The organism is Microcoleus sp. Pol7_A1 (assembly GCF_036701085.1).
GTDB lineage: Bacteria > Cyanobacteriota > Cyanobacteriia > Cyanobacteriales > Microcoleaceae > Microcoleus > Microcoleus asticus.
Map to the genome: position 1 here is coordinate 1 of NZ_JAUBQD010000100.1, position 15,380 is coordinate 15,380.

17 protein-coding genes are annotated in these 15,380 nt (G+C 44.7%); 10 read left to right on the top strand and 7 right to left on the bottom strand.

The window, feature by feature from the left end:
• Window positions 1-248: 248 nt before the first annotated feature.
• The gene (gene tmk / locus QUA20_RS30025) at window positions 249-917 is read right to left on the bottom strand and encodes a dTMP kinase (RefSeq protein ID WP_333193940.1); all 669 of its coding nucleotides are present in this window, start codon (window positions 915-917) and stop codon (window positions 249-251) included.
• A gap of 105 nt (window positions 918-1,022) precedes the next feature.
• Here tmk and QUA20_RS30030 point away from each other — a divergent pair, with 105 nt between their 5' ends.
• Entirely contained in the window at window positions 1,023-1,370 is a 348-nt protein-coding gene (locus tag QUA20_RS30030; RefSeq protein WP_172190364.1) for a hypothetical protein, read from the top strand.
• Window positions 1,371-1,567: 197 nt separating this feature from the next.
• On the opposite strand, the gene QUA20_RS30035 is transcribed toward QUA20_RS30030, so the two are convergent.
• On the bottom strand, window positions 1,568-4,246 hold the full coding sequence (locus QUA20_RS30035; protein ID WP_333193942.1) for a heavy metal translocating P-type ATPase: 2,679 nt from the start codon (window positions 4,244-4,246) through the stop codon (window positions 1,568-1,570).
• 289 nt (window positions 4,247-4,535) lie between these two features.
• Here QUA20_RS30035 and QUA20_RS30040 point away from each other — a divergent pair, with 289 nt between their 5' ends.
• Window positions 4,536-4,721: a DDE transposase family protein gene (locus QUA20_RS30040; RefSeq protein ID WP_333193943.1), complete on the top strand. Its 186-nt coding sequence runs from the start codon at window positions 4,536-4,538 to the stop codon at window positions 4,719-4,721.
• A gap of 219 nt (window positions 4,722-4,940) precedes the next feature.
• Here QUA20_RS30040 and ctpC read toward each other — a convergent pair whose 3' ends face one another.
• Window positions 4,941-6,296 (bottom strand): carboxyl-terminal processing protease CtpC, encoded by a 1,356-nt coding sequence (gene ctpC / locus QUA20_RS30045; RefSeq protein ID WP_333193946.1) that lies wholly within the window; start codon window positions 6,294-6,296, stop codon window positions 4,941-4,943.
• A gap of 316 nt (window positions 6,297-6,612) precedes the next feature.
• Window positions 6,613-7,833 (bottom strand): (E)-4-hydroxy-3-methylbut-2-enyl-diphosphate synthase, encoded by a 1,221-nt coding sequence (gene ispG, locus QUA20_RS30050; protein WP_333193948.1) that lies wholly within the window; start codon window positions 7,831-7,833, stop codon window positions 6,613-6,615.
• Window positions 7,834-7,912: 79 nt separating this feature from the next.
• On the opposite strand from ispG, the gene QUA20_RS30055 reads away from it, so the two are divergent.
• The gene (locus QUA20_RS30055) at window positions 7,913-8,053 is read left to right on the top strand and encodes a hypothetical protein (protein WP_333193950.1); all 141 of its coding nucleotides are present in this window, start codon (window positions 7,913-7,915) and stop codon (window positions 8,051-8,053) included.
• A gap of 112 nt (window positions 8,054-8,165) precedes the next feature.
• Here the strand turns inward: QUA20_RS30055 and QUA20_RS30060 are convergent, their stop codons facing one another.
• From QUA20_RS30060 to QUA20_RS30070, 3 genes are all read right to left on the bottom strand, one after another.
• Window positions 8,166-9,521 (bottom strand): hybrid sensor histidine kinase/response regulator, encoded by a 1,356-nt coding sequence (locus tag QUA20_RS30060; RefSeq protein ID WP_172190359.1) that lies wholly within the window; start codon window positions 9,519-9,521, stop codon window positions 8,166-8,168.
• Between the two features lie 12 nt (window positions 9,522-9,533).
• Entirely contained in the window at window positions 9,534-11,954 is a 2,421-nt protein-coding gene (locus tag QUA20_RS30065; RefSeq protein WP_333193951.1) for an MASE1 domain-containing protein, read from the bottom strand.
• Between the two features lie 416 nt (window positions 11,955-12,370).
• Window positions 12,371-12,544 carry a hypothetical protein gene (locus QUA20_RS30070; RefSeq protein ID WP_216670775.1) on the bottom strand — a complete coding sequence of 58 codons (174 nt, stop codon included), beginning with the start codon at window positions 12,542-12,544 and terminating at the stop codon, window positions 12,371-12,373.
• Between the two features lie 30 nt (window positions 12,545-12,574).
• On the opposite strand from QUA20_RS30070, the gene QUA20_RS30075 reads away from it, so the two are divergent.
• The 7 genes from QUA20_RS30075 (at window position 12,575) to QUA20_RS30105 (ending at window position 15,201) form a co-directional block, all read left to right on the top strand.
• The gene (locus tag QUA20_RS30075) at window positions 12,575-12,913 is read left to right on the top strand and encodes a type II toxin-antitoxin system RelE/ParE family toxin (protein ID WP_172192304.1); all 339 of its coding nucleotides are present in this window, start codon (window positions 12,575-12,577) and stop codon (window positions 12,911-12,913) included.
• A complete protein-coding gene (locus tag QUA20_RS30080; protein WP_216670776.1) occupies window positions 12,906-13,256 on the top strand; it encodes a helix-turn-helix domain-containing transcriptional regulator in 351 nt (116 codons plus the stop codon). Before QUA20_RS30075 ends, QUA20_RS30080 begins: the two co-directional genes overlap by 8 nt.
• Before the next feature lie 47 nt (window positions 13,257-13,303).
• Window positions 13,304-13,597 (top strand): hypothetical protein, encoded by a 294-nt coding sequence (locus tag QUA20_RS30085; RefSeq protein WP_172192306.1) that lies wholly within the window; start codon window positions 13,304-13,306, stop codon window positions 13,595-13,597.
• Complete coding sequence (locus QUA20_RS30090) at window positions 13,587-13,808, top strand: hypothetical protein (RefSeq protein WP_172192308.1); 222 nt, start codon at window positions 13,587-13,589, stop codon at window positions 13,806-13,808. The genes QUA20_RS30085 and QUA20_RS30090 overlap by 11 nt, the downstream gene beginning before the upstream one ends.
• 121 nt (window positions 13,809-13,929) lie before the next feature.
• Entirely contained in the window at window positions 13,930-14,178 is a 249-nt protein-coding gene (locus QUA20_RS30095) for a hypothetical protein (protein ID WP_333193957.1), read from the top strand.
• Window positions 14,172-14,423 (top strand): type II toxin-antitoxin system PemK/MazF family toxin, encoded by a 252-nt coding sequence (locus QUA20_RS30100; RefSeq protein WP_333193958.1) that lies wholly within the window; start codon window positions 14,172-14,174, stop codon window positions 14,421-14,423. The genes QUA20_RS30095 and QUA20_RS30100 overlap by 7 nt, the downstream gene beginning before the upstream one ends.
• 274 nt (window positions 14,424-14,697) lie before the next feature.
• A complete protein-coding gene (locus QUA20_RS30105; protein ID WP_333193960.1) occupies window positions 14,698-15,201 on the top strand; it encodes a DUF2243 domain-containing protein in 504 nt (167 codons plus the stop codon).
• The last annotated feature ends 179 nt before the right edge of the window (window positions 15,202-15,380 follow it).

The following is a 15,380-nucleotide window of genomic DNA, read 5'->3' on the forward strand; positions in this document are numbered from 1 at the left end:
AAGAAGGAAGAAGGAAGAAGGAAGAAGGAAGAAGGAAGAAGGAAGAAGGAAGAAGGAAGAAGGAAGAAGGAAGAAAATCTATGGTTTTAGCAATTAAGTACATCCTAACCGTCGGCGCGGCTACTATAATACTAAAAGGTTATTGTGGTTTAATGGACTGCTCAATAATTGTTTTTAGTTAACAATGTTAAGTTGTAAGTTCCTGGAGCAGGACACGGCATTGCCGTGTTTCTAGATATTATGTAGCGCTATTTTTCAGAAATGGTATTATTTGAATATCCCCAAGCTTCTAACCTGCGAGTTACAATATCTTGAATTTCCTGAGCGACTTCATATTCAGGGCGATCGGCATTTATCCGGACAATTCGAGATCCATTTTCCCCGGCTAACTCCGCAAAACCTTGCTGGACAAGTTGGTGAAACTTCAAATCAGCTTGCTCGATCCGATCGCACCCTCCCCGAGCTTTTACCCTCGCCAGACCCGCCTCCACCTTAATATCCAGCCACAAAGTCAGATCGCTTTCCAAGCCGCCGGTGGCAATTTCATTCAACTGTTTAATTAAATTTAAGTTAAGACCGCGGCCGTAGCCCTGATAAGCAATCGTAGAGTCAGTAAAGCGATCGCATAAAACAATCGTTCCTTTCGATAACTCTGGTTTAAGAAAAGTTTCGACGTGCTGAGCGCGATCGGCAGCGTACATCAGTAATTCTGCTCGATCGGATACAGATTCGCCCCCATCTTGTTTCAGCAACAAATGTCGCAGTCCCCTTCCCAGCTCAGTACCCCCCGGTTCGCGAGTAGCCACCAAGCGGACTCTCAGACAGCAACTTGCTTGCAGGAACTGTATCAACCGCTGCATTTGCGTAGTTTTACCCGCACCTTCAACCCCTTCAAACACGATAAGTTTGCCCTTCATTGCCCTAACTTTCCACCTGAATAAAATAAATTCATATTGTTCTGTGAATCGGTTCTAGGTTCGGTATGATAATAAAGTCTAAATGCCTCACGGCTGGAGTTGTCTATGGCTCGCTATACTGGTTTTTTTATCGTTGCCGTTCCGATCGACCGTCTCCGTCAGTCCCTGATTGAAATTTTAGAGTCATGCAATCTTGATATTATCTACAATACAGGAGATTCCGTCATGGCTCGCGAACTTCCCGGTCAAGTTTCGATTCCCAAACTTGTCACCGCAGAAGTCCTAATTGAGAAAAACACGGCTAGCGACTCAGAGGTTCGCATGAACTTCGTGATTAAAAACGAGGAACTGCCACTGCAAACCAACAACCACTGCCGTCAAATGTTCGAGCTAGTCAGTCGTTCAATTATGAACAACAATAATTGGCGGCTCTTGGAAAGTATGGCACTGTAGCCATCAGTCAGTCAATTTGAGGTGTGAGATTTTCGATTGACTCTAAATATGAATCAGGGGGTTCTAACTAACGTCGAAACTTCTTGGCTGTCGACTCCTGGTGTGAGGGGTTTGTCACCCTCTTGGGATGAGGTCATCAGTCATTAGTTTCTAGCTAATGACCGATGGCCTCCGACTTTTATATGCAATCCCTAAATTTAAGCTCGAAATCCCCGGCGCAAAAACAAAGAATTTGTCACAACGCTAACAGAACTAAACGCCATAAATGCACCGGCCGCCGCAGGACTGAGTAGAATTCCGGTTGCAGGCAGCAAAAGACCGGCTGCAACCGGAATTCCCAGAGTATTGTAACCAAAAGCCCAAAATAAATTTTGGCGAATCTTGTTGAAAGTAGCGCGCCCCAGCTCGATCGACTCAACAACATCCATCAAAGCATTTCGCATCAGCACAATTTGAGCAGTTTCAACTGCCACATCCGTGCCGCAGTGCAAACCGATACCGACATCAGCTTGAGCCAAAGCCGGGGCGTCATTGATACCATCCCCCACCACAGCCACTTTACAGCCTTGGGCTTGCAAAGTCGCGATCGCCCGAGCCTTGCCCTCCGGCCGCACCTCGGCCAAAACATCAGCCGCCGCCAAATCTAGCTGCTGCGCCGTCGCCGCCGCCGCTGACGCTGTATCTCCCGTCAGCATCATCACCCGCAATCCCATGCCCCGCAAACGTTCCACCGTCGCCTTAGCATCCGGCCTGAGACTATCTTTTAGCCCGATTACCCCCAGCAAAACGCCCCCAGAAGCCACGTAAACCGCCGTTTTGCCTTTGCAAGACCCCGACAATTCCGCCGCCACAGCGACCCCCTGCTCCTTCATCCACTCGGCATTCCCCGCGAACACCCGCCGGCCCTCCACCAAAGCAGAAACCCCGAATCCCGGTTCCGTGCAGAAATCCTCAGCAGCTAGCATCGGCAAACCTTGATGTTGAGCTTCCAGCAAAATCGCTGCGGCGATGGGATGACAAGCGCCCCTTTCCACCGCCGCCGCAATTTGCAGCAGTTTTGAATTAACCGCACTGCCAGAAACTCCATCAATTGTGGAACAAACATCTTGTTTCTCTCCAGAAACTCCATCAATTGTGGAACAGGCATCTTGCCTGTTTCCAGAAAATCCATCAATTATGGAACTAACATCTTCTTTGTCTCCAGAAAATCCATCAATTGTGGAACAGGCATCTTGCCTGTTGCCAGAGACTCCATCAATTGTGGAACAGGCATCTTGCCTGTTTCCAACATTAATATCTGAGTTCAAATCCCACTCCGAATTCTGGAAAATAGGCAAATAATCTGTGAGTGTGAGATTTCCGGTTGTCAGAGTGCCAGTTTTATCAAAAACCACCGTATCTAATTGATGCACCCGTTCTAAAACATCGCCACCGCGAATTAAAAGTCCGCGCTCCGCCCCGATGCCAGAACCGACTAAAATTGCTGTTGGGGTAGCCAGTCCCAAAGCGCAAGGACAAGCAATAACTAAAACTGCGATCGCCAATTTCAAACTTAACAGCAAAGGCGATTGATAATGGATAATAGGCAATTCATTTCCCATATTCATTGCCCCGTGTCCCATATCCATTGCCCCGTGTCCTAAAAGCACAGAAGGCCAAATATGAGTGCCGGCAAAATACCAAAATAGGAAAGTTAAAAGCGATATCGCCATTACGCCATAAACAAAATATCCCGCGACAGTATCAGCTAAATTTTGAATCGGCGCTTTGCGAGTTTGGGCTGCCTGCACCAAAGCCACCATTTGAGCTACAGTTGTTTCCTTACCGGTGCGAGTTGCGCGCATCACAACTGCCCCGGATTTATTGATAGTTCCCGCCGCAACTGTATCTCCTGGTTGCTTCAAAACCGGCATTGATTCGCCAGTCAGCATCGACTCATCTATGGTTGTTTTGCCTTCGCAAACTTCGCCGTCTACCGGAATTTTTTCCCCGGGCAAAACTTGCAGCCATTCTCCGACTCGGACGCGATCGGCAGGAATTTCAATGTATTGTGGATCGTAGACCGCAGATGTCGAGTTTAAAGGCAATTCTTCCGATCGCAAATCTAAACTCGGGAGTTTAAAATCAACTAAGCGGGCTTTCGCCGGTTGCAATGCGATTAAAGCTTGCAAAGCTGATGCTGCGCGCCGTCTGGCTTGCTGTTCCAGAGTTTTGCCCAACAAAATAAAGCCCAGCAGCATCACCGGTTCGTCAAAAAAGCACTCCCATCCCATCCGTGGAAACAGCAGCGCCGCGTTGCTAGCGGTGTAAGCTGTAACAGCGCCTAAAGCTACCAAAGTATTCATGTTGGGTGCATTTCGCCACAAACTGCGGCACCCGTCAACGATAATCGGGCGGCCCGGTAGCAGCAAAGCTAGGGTGGCGAGTCCCCAGTGAAACCAAATATTGCTGAGAATTGGGGCTTTTGTGCCGAGTACGTGACCTAAACCGGATAGAATAATTAGGATTAGGGCGATCGTCAATTGCTTGATTTGCTGTCGAATTTCTTGCCGTCGCCGTTCAATTGTTGTCGCTTCTGCTTCCTGCTGATTTTCACCTGAACGAGACTGAGAGGGAAATCCATTATCAGTCAACTTTTTCGCTAAAGCTTCTGCATCGACAGTTCCCGGTTGACACTCAACCGTAGCGACTTCTACGGCCAAGTTAACGCAAGCTGAAATTACGCCTGAATACTGCATGAGTTGGCGTTCCACAGCTTTCGCGCAGCCGGCACATTTCATCCCGCCGACATCGAAAGTAACAAGTTCTGGCGGTGATTCTTTAACGGGTATGATTTCTGGTTGAATTTCGGGGATTGTTTTCGGTAGAAATTGCATGGTTTTTTTTGGTATTGATTAGAATATTTCTGTGCTTGTGAAATGGTTTAGACAAACGTCTATATTCTTATCATAAATAAATATTGTGGCATCTTCCGAAAGTGTTAGTTTTTTTTAATTCTTATTAATTCCATGCGGTTAAATCCGCACTCCTGCAGGGGTTGAAACCAATGTCGGACTGCGGGTTTAATGCTAAGACAGGCTTTGGGCACCGCAGTGCTGTTTCCCTATTTGATATAATGAGCCAATTGCCTAGTTAGTATCCAGCTTTTATTTGACGAATTTAGCTATGACAGAAACACCAAAATTTTATATTGTCAAACGTCCTGCCGGTAATTGCGAAATTTTGCCGAACGCGCAACTCGAACAACAAAACCCCACTATTATTGAAAAGTGGGGCCCTTACGATTCGCCCGAAGATGCCATCGCCCGCCGCATCGGATTAATTCGCGCCGGCAAATGCCAGCCGCAATGACCAAAAGCATCCAGGATACAAGCCCCCGGATTCATCCGTGGGGTCAATGCTTCAAATCTAAAATCTAAAATCTAAAATCTAAAATCTAAAATCTAAAATCGATTGACTCACAATGACGGATTGCAAAAAATAGCGAAGCATTCGAGTTGAAAATGTTGGCTTTGAGCCGTAATCCTTCCCCCGAATGCTTTTTTTTAACTGAAACCCTACACAGGTTTTCTACTTCGATTTAGAAGGTGCTGCACTCGGTTTTGCTTGCGTTGCAGTCGGCTTAGGTGGCGCAGCATTCGGTTTCGCCTCAGCCTTATTGTTCCCGGTTTTACCAGTAACTTGCTGTGTCAAAACTTCCATAGCTTTCGCGTACTGCGGATCGGCCGCCGTAGCAATTTTATCGCGATCGCGCCTCAATTCCTGTTTTTGAGCGTCGGTGAGTTCTACCTTAAAATCCGGTTCAATCCCGGCGTGGTTGATATCAGTGCCGTTAGGAGTAAAATACTTGGCAATTGTCACCGCCAAACCCGCACCATTTCCTACGCCTCTTACTGACTGAACTAAACCTTTACCAAACGTCTTTGTTCCCACCAAAACCGCGCGTTTGTTGTCTTGCAAAGCACCGGATAGAATCTCGCTAGCACTTGCTGAACCGCCGTCTACCAGTACAACTAACGGTTTGTCTGTGAGCTCTGCCTTATTTGCCGTTTGTTTATCGGCCTCACCGATTCGATCGACCGTTGAGACGATCGTACCTTCTTTGAGCCACATCCGAGCAATTTCAATACTTCCGTACAGCAACCCGCCGGGATTGGAACGCAAGTCTAAAATATAGCCCGTCACCTTTTTCTGTTCCAAATCCTTAATTGCCGATCGCATTTCCGATGGAGCATTGGCACTGAACTGATTTAAGCGAATATAGCCGACTTCTCCGATGGGAGTTTTCTGCACCGACTTCCGCACGGGATGAATTTCAATTTTAGCGCGCTTCAGCTTAAATTCTAATTCCTTTTTTTCCCGCAAAATGGTCAGCGTCACCTCAGTATTCGCCTGACCGCGAATCAAACTTACCGCTTGATTCGTATCCATGCCTTCTGTGCTCTTGCCGTCAATCTTAGTAATGATATCTTTTGCCAGAATACCAGCAGTAAAAGCAGGGGTATCTTCGATCGGCGAAATCACCACCAACTTTTTGGTTTCCTCATCTTGAGTCAACTGAATCCCAACTCCTGTCAGTTCTCCAGAAGTTTCAACCTGCATATTCTTGAACTCTTCAGGGTCCATAAACCGCGTATAAGGATCGTCCAGCTTTTTCAGCATTTCCCTAATTGCTTTGTAAGCTTCGTCGTCGCTGGTATAAGTCCGGTTCAAATAATCATTCCGCACCGCTTTCCAGTCAACCTGGTTAAAAGTGCCATCCACATAACTTTTGTCAATAATCTGCCAAACTTCATCAACCAATTCTTTAGGGCTTCCCCGAAAAGAAGCCAGAGATTTAGAACTGCAACCAGTGTTCGCAAGAGTTACAGCAGTGAGTACCACTGCTGCTGCACTTAGAACAAGCCCTCGTTTTGTTATAACCATTTGTCTGACGCGCGGGAGAAAAAGAGTTCAGAATAATTACGCTCAATCTAACACAGGCAATGCCCGGTCGCAGTTAGCGTACATATATTATTCAACTTTGCCGAGTTCTGCGGTGTCAACTTAAGACTGAAACTCTCTGTCTCTCTCGTTTGTATCGAAGCCTAGATCCCCCTAAATCCCCCTTAAGAAGGGGGACTTTGAGCGCTCTTGTCCCCCCTTAACAAAGACTTCGATCGCTCTTCTCCCCCCCTTACTAAGGGGGGCTAGGGGGGATCTCCGGGGCAATAAAACAATCCCTAGGGGCAATCGAGAGCAATTAAGGCTCAACCCAGCGATCGTCCGATTTAATCAAATCAATCAATTCTGCCACGCCTCGGTCTTCTGGCACTTTCTTAATTTCTTCCCGGCCCCGGTACAGCGAAATATAACCCGGTTGCTTCCCGACGTAGCCGTAATCAGCATCAGCCATTTCTCCCGGACCATTGACAATACAGCCCATTACTGCTATATCCAAACCCGTGAGATGCTTGGTCGCCTGTCTCACTTGGTGTAACACTTCCTCTAAATTAAACAAAGTGCGACCGCAGGAAGGACAAGCGACATACTCAACCATCGTTTTCCGCAGTCCCAAGGCTTGCAGAATGCTGTAGCAGACAGGAATCTCCTTTTCCGGCGCCTCTGTCAGCGAGACGCGGATGGTATCGCCGATACCGTCAGTTAACAAAGGTGCCAGACCTGCGGTGGATTTGATGCGGCCGTATTCGCCGTCTCCTGCTTCCGTGACGCCCAAATGCAGCGGGTAATCCATGCCGAGTTCGTCCATCCGGTGCACCATCAAGCGGTAAGCAGCAACCATCACGGGTGCGCGGGAGGCTTTCAGGGAAAGTACGATATTTCGGAAGTCGAGGGATTCGCAAATTTTGATAAATTCCAGGGCCGATTCCACCATGCCTTCGGGCGTGTCGCCGTAGGTAAAAAGCATCCGTTCGGCGAGGGAACCGTGATTGACGCCGATTCGCAAAGCTTTGCCTTGGTCGCGCAGGGAAATCACTAGAGGTTCCAGGGTTTCGCGGATTTTTGCGCCAATTTCCGCGAATTCGGCGTCGGTGTATTCGCTTCTGTCGGCTTTTGGCTTCTCGAACACGTAAAGTCCGGGATTGATTCTCACTTTGTCTACGTGTTTGGCGACTTCGAGGGCAATTTTCATGCCGTTGTGGTGGACATCGGCGACGAGGGGCACGGGTTGGTAGGTGGCGTGCAGTTTTTGCTTGATTTCGGCTAAAGCTTTGGCGTGGGCCATGCTGGGCACGGTGACGCGGACGATTTCGCAGCCAATCTCGTGCAAGCGCCGAATTCCGGCGACTGAACCGTCGATGTCGAGGGTGTCTTCGTTAATCATCGACTGTACGACGACGGGGTTGCCGCCGCCGATGGTGACGCTACCGACTTTGACGGGCCGGGTTTTGCGGCGTTTGATGGTGGTGTCGAAGACTGGTTCGGTGGTGGGGGTTTTAGTGGGTTTGGGCAGAGTTTGCATAACTGGTTGCTAGGGTTCTGTAATTAGAGTTTATAAAATTGTGTCTGCTGTTTTTTAGGTTTGCACAGAAAGGGACTGTTTGGGTAAAGAGGTTTTGGGATTTAGAATTCTTAATGAGATTGCTGCGAATTTGTCGATCGAATTATGTCGGAAAAGGGCGATCGAACTAAAAGCTAGCCATCACCGGGAAGGCGAACTGAAGTTGGGCCCGTGGAACTAAACCGAACTTACAAAATTAAGACGTTCTGAGTTTTTGAAATTCGCTGATTCTATTCCCTTCTTCCCCTAGCCTAAGCGCCCCTAAACCGCCCTGGCGGTTGCTATAATTTTGGTTAATTTTTGAGAATCGGCAATTCCAGTATAAACTCCGTTCCTTCTCCTGGAGTAGAGTTAACTGTAATTGTCCCTTGATGTTTTTCTACTATGATTTGACGCGCGATCGCCATTCCTAAACCCGTGCCTTTCCCTACGGATTTTGTAGTAAATAAATAATCAAAAATTTTTTGTTTTACCTCTTCTGTCATGCCGATGCCATTATCGCTAAAACGAATTAAAACTGACTCGCGATCGCTCGATAGTTCAGTTTCGATCGTAATCCGGTTTGGGTTGGCTTTAATATCGGCAAAAGTACGTCCGTGATTTGATTCTTCTATTGCCTCGATCCCATTAGCCAAAATATTCATAAATACTTGATTTAATTGGCCCAAGAAGCATTTTATTTCTGGGATATCCTCATAATTAGTAATAACTTCAATTTCCGGTCTAAATTCCGAAGCTTTGAGGCGATGTTTGAGAATTAAAATTGTGCTATCAATACCTTCATGCAGATTCGCCTTCACTGGAAAATCGCGATCGGCTCTGGAAAATGTTCGTAAACTCGTGCTGATACTTTTGATGCGATCGCACCCCACTTTCATTGAGTCTATCATCTTCGGCACATCTTCTAGGAGATAGTCTAGCTCGATTTCTGCGGCATGATTGTTAATATCTGTTTCAGTCGCGCGATCGCCATATAATTTCAGATGTTCGATCAAATCTTGTAATGCTTGCCCAGCTTGGTCGAGGTTGCCATAAATAAACCCCACAGGATTATTAATTTCATGGGCAACTCCAGCAACTAAATTACCTAATGCCGACATCTTTTCACTTTGAATTACTTGCAATTGCGCTTGCTGGAGTTGACTGTATTGTTCTTTCAACTCTTGATTAGCTTTCTCTAATGCTTCATTCATCTGCTGGAGTTGGCAATTTTGTTCCGCTAATTTTTGAGCCTGAAGAGAATTTTCCTGTTTCAGGAGTTTTTGTAAGCGACTGAGTTCTAAATGAGTAGAAATCCGAGCTAAAACTTCCTCTGCTTGAAATGGTTTTGTAATGTAGTCTACGCCACCTACAGTAAAAGCTTTTAGCTTATCCATCATTTCATCCAAAGCACTGATAAAAATTACTGGAATATCCCAAGTCAATTCGTTAGCTTTGAGATGTTTACAAACTTCGTAGCCATCCATCTGTGGCATTTGAATATCTAACAAAATCAAACTAGGAGATGATTGTTCAATAACTCCTAGAGCTAACTTGCCGCTCGGAAATGCTCGCGGCAGGTAGCCATTTTCCTTAAGAAGACTGACAAGCAGATGTAAGTTTGCGGGCGTATCATCAATAATAAAAATTTGACCTTGACTGTCGTTCATGTTTTACTCCTTTTATGCTATAGTAGCCGCAATTAAGTTCAAAACCTTTTCATATTCAAAGTTGTGTAGAGAAGTTGCGATCGCCTCAGCTAAAGGCTCATTGTAAGTAGCTATTTTTTTCACCACCGCAGCAATTAATTCAGAATCGGAATACATTACGGCCTCTTGGAGTTGAGCTAATAGATTCCTCGGAATTTCTGCCAGTGCTTCTGTGGTTAGAACCTCTCTTGTTTGTATTTTATCCGTATTTTTGGGTGTTAATTCTTCATAAACATATTTCACTCCAATATGCTTATTCATCCCATTAAATATTTCTTCCTCTCGGAAAGGTTTCCTCAAGAAATCATCACATCCCGCCGACAGAACCACCGCTTTTTCTTCTTCTAGTACGCTAGCTGTCAAAGCAATAATCGCCGTTGCTTGACCTTTTGTCTGAGATTTAATAGTTTGAGTAGCAGTGTAACCATCCATCACCGGCATCCTCATATCCATCCAAATTAAGTTTGGCTCCCACCTCTCCCAAATGTCAACTGCTTCTTGACCGTTACTGGCTTCCTGAAGCTCAAATCCCAAGGGAGATAGCAGTTTAATTAACAATTGGCGATTGAGAGGTTTATCGTCAACTATTAAAATGCGATATTTGGGTTGATTGGGTTCTAGAGCGATGACTCTGCGAGAGGGTTGGTGTGTAGCAATGTCGCTAGCTTCTACTTCATTAACTTGAATATTAAATAAGAAGATTGTGCATTGTCCCACTTGGCTTTTGACTGTAATATCGCCTCCCATAAGATGCACAAGTTGGCGGCTAATTGGCAAGCCTAAACCCGTACCTTCCTGAGCTTGTTTTCCGGTTTCTGTTTGGGTGAAGGCTTCAAACAAATTCCCAATTTCTTCAGGGGCAATTCCAGATCCTGAATCTTCAATTTCAAAATGTATGGTGTATGAATTGGTATCAGCCGCTGCCGCTGTTTGTTGGGAATGGACAGGAGTTTCTAAAACGCTAACTCTTACTGAAACTCCTCCCTCTTGAGTAAATTTAAGAGCATTATTAATCAAGTTAATGAGAACTTGACGCAATTTAACATCATCGGTACGGACGTAATGAGGCAGATTGCGATCGTATTCCAAGAGTAACTGTAAACCTTTCTCTTCAGCTTTCATTTGAAACATATCGTGTATGTCGTCAAGTAAGCGATGGAGATCGAAGTTTTTAGGATTAAGGCTGGTTTTACCTGCTTCGATTTTAGAGAGGTCGAGAACGTTGTTAATGAGGGTTAGTAGGTGTTCGCCGCTGCGAGAGATAATGCCGACGCTTTCTTGATGTTCGCGAGGGAGGGTTTGAGAGCGAGTCATAATTTGAGAAAATCCCATAATTGCGTTGAGAGGAGAGCGTAATTCGTGGCTCATGTTGGCTAAAAATTCGCTTTTGGCACTGTTGGCAACTTCGGCTTTTTCTTTAGCATGGGCGAGTTCTGCTGTGCGTTCCTCGACTCTACTTTCTAACTCTTCATTTGCTCTTTTTAGTCGGGCTTCTGCTTCTGTGTTTTCTGTAATTACCGCCGATAAAATCAAAGTTGTAATAGCAACAACACTCATAAAGGATTGCAATAGTAACAATGACTCATTGAGTGACGGACGAACAAATGGCCCTAAACCCTTAGCAGTTCCCACCATAGAAATGACTGACACGATGACGATTAGTAATGTTGAACCCTGTTGTCCGAATCGAAAGGCTGACCAAACTAAGAGGGGAATCAACATATACACGACAGGATATCCACCGCCAAAACTAATCTGACTGATGATAATTACTAGGAATAGTAACAGTGCTGCTTCTACAAATCTTTGTTTAAATAGTAATTTAATTGGCTGAAGTTCCCGACTCCATGCTAATAAGACTGGTCCAAAAACAAGTGTTCCGATCGCCTCCCCTGTCCACCATGTCCACCAAATTACTCCATAGATTGTCCAAGGTGCTTTGCCAAGCAGACACATAGTTGTTACACAAATCGTAGCGTGCAAAGCAGGAGCCAGCAAAGCCGCGAATAGTACAAAGGAGAAAACATCTTGAGCGCGATCGAGCAAATGACGGTCTCTGATAGATCGGTTTATTAGATATACTGCTAAGAGTTGGCTTAATGCGTCGGCAATTCCAAAGATAAAACTGAGCAGGATACTCGTAGGTGTTAACTCTTGAGTAGAAATATTACTGATGAACTGACCTAAAAAGATACCGGGCAAGAGCGGATATCCTAATGACCAGATAGCGGCAAAACCAAGACCAGAACCTATCCAAATTGGTGTTGCAGCTCCAGGCAGGTAAGCCAGTGAGAGTGATATCTTAGAGACACCGAAGTAAATAATAGCAAGTAGAACTATTTGCAATATGGTTTTGCGATCTAATGCGGTTGGAAGTTTGTATATCCTGTTCATACTTCATCCTTTAAGGTGATTTACTTTTTTATGAAGTCTGTTAAACCAACACTTCGGACAGTTTTCAACCGCTAAGGGTATAATGAGGGTTTCAGGCTTTCGTCAAGCTCCGATACAAACGGTACAATGACACTTTCAGGCTCTCATTCACAAACTGTCCGAAGTATTAAGTTAAGAAGTATTGAGTTAATTTGAGTTAGAAATAGTTTTTGCCTAAGATGCGGTCAAATTAATTTTTCCAGCTTTTATCGCCCGATCGCACCCCTGACCTACTGAATCTTCCTAGATGCGCTAATTATAGTGCAATTAAGATTTATTTATTTTAAGAAAATCTTAAATTTTATTTAATTTTGATAAAAAATCGGCAAAAACCTGGGGGGGATGACAACCCGCCCGAAATGCTTATCCCTCCTTTGTCACTCTCGGATTGTCGCTACTTTCCTGACAGTCTCACAACTGACGCACCACGGAATAAATGCTGCGTCAGTTGTGAGTTTCAGTGATAATTGAGAATTACCACACTGACGCACCCTACCGCTTCGATCGCACGCCATGACATACAAAATCGCAGCTACCAGAAATGATATCATTTGACACTTAGGCTTTTACTACATAGAGTCATGGAAGTCCACAAGCGTGAAATTCAAACCTATGAAACCTTAGAAGGAAAAATCCCTTTTAAAGACTGGCTTGATGCTTTGCGCGATCGCGAAGGGAAAGCTAAAATAAAAGGTAGACTTCAGCGGGTTGCTCTTGGTAATTTAGGAGACTGTAAATCAGTAGGAGAGGGTGTTTCCGAATTGAAAATTGACTGGGGCCCCGGCTACCGGGTTTATTTCGCAGAAAGAGACTCAACTATTATACTCCTCCTTTGCGGTGGAGATAAAAGTACCCAAGATCGAGATATTCGCAAAGCCAAAGAATACTGGATAGAATTCAGGAGTAGAGACGATGCCTAAAACGCACAGTTACCATGATTATCTGATTAACTCGCTTCAAGATATTGAAGAAACTGCTGCTTATATTCAAGCAATTCTAGAAGAAACAGCACCGGAATCCGAACTGTTACTGACGGTACTCAGAGATGTAGTTAAAGCTCAAAGTCAAGTCTCTATTATAGCTGAAGACGATTTACAAAATTGGGATCAACTTCAGGAATTGCTGAAAGCATCAGGCGGAGAAGAGATTTACCGATTTATGGGTTTGCTGAAGGCTTTAGGATTAAAGACAGAGATTGCAGCAAGTCAAAGCAAAACACCAGAAGTATCAATAAATTCTCGTGAAGTAGGGTGCGTCAGCTAGGGACAAGGATTTGGCGTTTTATTTCATCCAGCGTGGAGGACTTGATAATGCAAAATTTAACTCAATTAACTCAGCTTGAATTAGTGCTTCTTGCATTAGTAGCTAGAGGTCGAGGAAAGTGCAATTGGTATCAACTGGAAAAGCAACTTTCCTGTCTAGATGTACCACGAGAACCTGGCATGATGGTTGTCTTAAAAAAACTGGCTGCTGATGGCTTGGCTAAACGATATACCGAAACAGATTCGTGGCGCGACAGATGGGAGTTGACGGCAGAAGGGTCGATTTTGATGACAGACGCAACCGTTTATGAACTCACTACTTTATCCGAATATGAAGTTTAACTTAGAAACCAGATTTGTAGTTTGCATTAATAATCAAGACTATCAAGCATCATTGGAAGTGCGAAAAATCTACCAAATAATACCGAATAATCGCGCTGCGGAACATCAATTTATCCGAGTTATTGATGAATCCGGCGAAGATTATTTGTATCCAGTCGCATATTTCGTGCCCATAGAATTGCCGAAAGCCGTAGAAGCAGTATTTGCATAGACAAAGGTTATGTAAGGGCGGGTTCACCAACCTCTATGTTTATAAACAGCAATCTCAATAAACCCGCCCCGCCCCATATTGTGTTACAATAAATCAGCCTGAGTGTTAACATCGCAAATGTATGACAGCTAAAATACACATCAGCAAATTAGGTAATTCCTTGGCTTTGCCAATACCAGACTACATAGTAAAGTTTCTCAACCTTAAAGCAGAAGATTCCGTAACTTGCATTATAGAAAATGGGAAACTGGTCATAGAGCCTGTAAATAATAAAATATCAAAGTATACCCTAGATGAATTATTGGCAGGCGAAATAGAATCTAGCGAAGAAGTCTCTTGGGGAAAACCAGAAGGAGAGGAAGTTTGGTAAACTATATCCCCGAACGAGGTCATTTTATTCGCCTCAATTTTGACCCTCAATCAGGACACGAACAAATGGGGACTAGGCCTGCACTGGTTGTGAGTCAAACTAAATTTAACCGAAAAATGGGGTTTGTGTTTGTTTGTCCCATCAGCAACACACAACGCAAAAATCCGTTTTATGTCCCCATTCCAGAAGGTGAAGCGATAACAGGTGTAATTATGACGGATCAACTGCGTTATGCAAGATTATAGCGCAAGGCAGGCAAGTTTTCTTAGTGAATGTCGCTCAGATATAATTGAGGAAGTTTTGAGGCGAATTCAACCTATTTTGTTTGAGAATATGACTGTTGATGAATAGTCAATCAAATTATAAACTAGATTTGTAGTTGGCATTAAGCATCAAGAGATCCAGAAATCTCTCTCGCGGATGATGCGATCGCCCCTCCTCCCCAGCAAAACTAAAAAATGTACTGGCAAATCCCTTCACAGACCCAGGCTCAGCATTTAAAGCATCGGAGGTTTTCCATTGGACGATCGCACAAACGCACCAACCACCGCAGCTAACAACCGCCGACCTCTAATTATCGCAGGAATTCTCCTCGGTATCGGTCAATCCGGCTTTTTTGACGGCATTGTGCTGCACCAACTCCTCCAGTGGCACCATATGTTTAGCAGCGTTAAAACCGATGCTACTGTGGCCGGTTTAGAATTAAATACCCTCGGAGATGGATTGTTTCACGCTGCGGATTGGTTAGTAACAGTGGCGGGAATCTTCTGTTTGTGGAGTGCTGTGAAGCGCAAAGATGTTCCTTTGTCAACTCAAACTTTTTTCGGTTCAATATTAATTGGTGCTGGATTGTTTGACTTTGTTGAAGGCATTGTTGACCATCAAATTTTGGGAATCCACCACGTCAAACCCGGTATCAACGAGTTAGCTTGGGATTTAGGATTTCTCGCTCTCGGTCTTATTTTAGCGCTGTTAGGTTGGATGCTGGTACAGAGGGAAGTTCCCGCAGATACTAAAGTTTAAATGAATGCAGAGATTGGGAATTATACCAAATCCGCGTTAAAAATCCCTGACCGAAAGCATCCAGGATACAAGCCCCCGGATTCATCCGTCCAGAAATAAAAAAGGGAGCGTGTCACTTTTGCGATGAGTATTTATACTCAAACATTTCTTCGCTTACCAATTAAGCCATTTAAGTAAGC

Excerpts from the sequence above, each read along its gene's own strand:
- tmk (WP_333193940.1), bottom strand. The coding sequence starts at position 917 with ATGAAGGGCAAACTTATCGTGTTTGAAGGGGTTGAAGGTGCGGGTAAA.
- QUA20_RS30030 (WP_172190364.1), top strand. The coding sequence starts at position 1,023 with ATGGCTCGCTATACTGGTTTTTTTATCGTTGCCGTTCCGATCGACCGT.
- QUA20_RS30035 (WP_333193942.1), bottom strand. The coding sequence starts at position 4,246 with ATGCAATTTCTACCGAAAACAATCCCCGAAATTCAACCAGAAATCATA.
- QUA20_RS30040 (WP_333193943.1), top strand. The coding sequence starts at position 4,536 with ATGACAGAAACACCAAAATTTTATATTGTCAAACGTCCTGCCGGTAAT.
- ctpC (WP_333193946.1), bottom strand. The coding sequence starts at position 6,296 with ATGGTTATAACAAAACGAGGGCTTGTTCTAAGTGCAGCAGCAGTGGTA.
- ispG (WP_333193948.1), bottom strand. The coding sequence starts at position 7,833 with ATGCAAACTCTGCCCAAACCCACTAAAACCCCCACCACCGAACCAGTC.
- QUA20_RS30060 (WP_172190359.1), bottom strand. The coding sequence starts at position 9,521 with ATGAACGACAGTCAAGGTCAAATTTTTATTATTGATGATACGCCCGCA.
- QUA20_RS30065 (WP_333193951.1), bottom strand. The coding sequence starts at position 11,954 with ATGAACAGGATATACAAACTTCCAACCGCATTAGATCGCAAAACCATA.
- QUA20_RS30070 (WP_216670775.1), bottom strand. The coding sequence starts at position 12,544 with ATGATATCATTTCTGGTAGCTGCGATTTTGTATGTCATGGCGTGCGAT.
- QUA20_RS30075 (WP_172192304.1), top strand. The coding sequence starts at position 12,575 with ATGGAAGTCCACAAGCGTGAAATTCAAACCTATGAAACCTTAGAAGGA.
- QUA20_RS30080 (WP_216670776.1), top strand. The coding sequence starts at position 12,906 with ATGCCTAAAACGCACAGTTACCATGATTATCTGATTAACTCGCTTCAA.
- QUA20_RS30085 (WP_172192306.1), top strand. The coding sequence starts at position 13,304 with ATGCAAAATTTAACTCAATTAACTCAGCTTGAATTAGTGCTTCTTGCA.
- QUA20_RS30090 (WP_172192308.1), top strand. The coding sequence starts at position 13,587 with ATGAAGTTTAACTTAGAAACCAGATTTGTAGTTTGCATTAATAATCAA.
- QUA20_RS30095 (WP_333193957.1), top strand. The coding sequence starts at position 13,930 with ATGACAGCTAAAATACACATCAGCAAATTAGGTAATTCCTTGGCTTTG.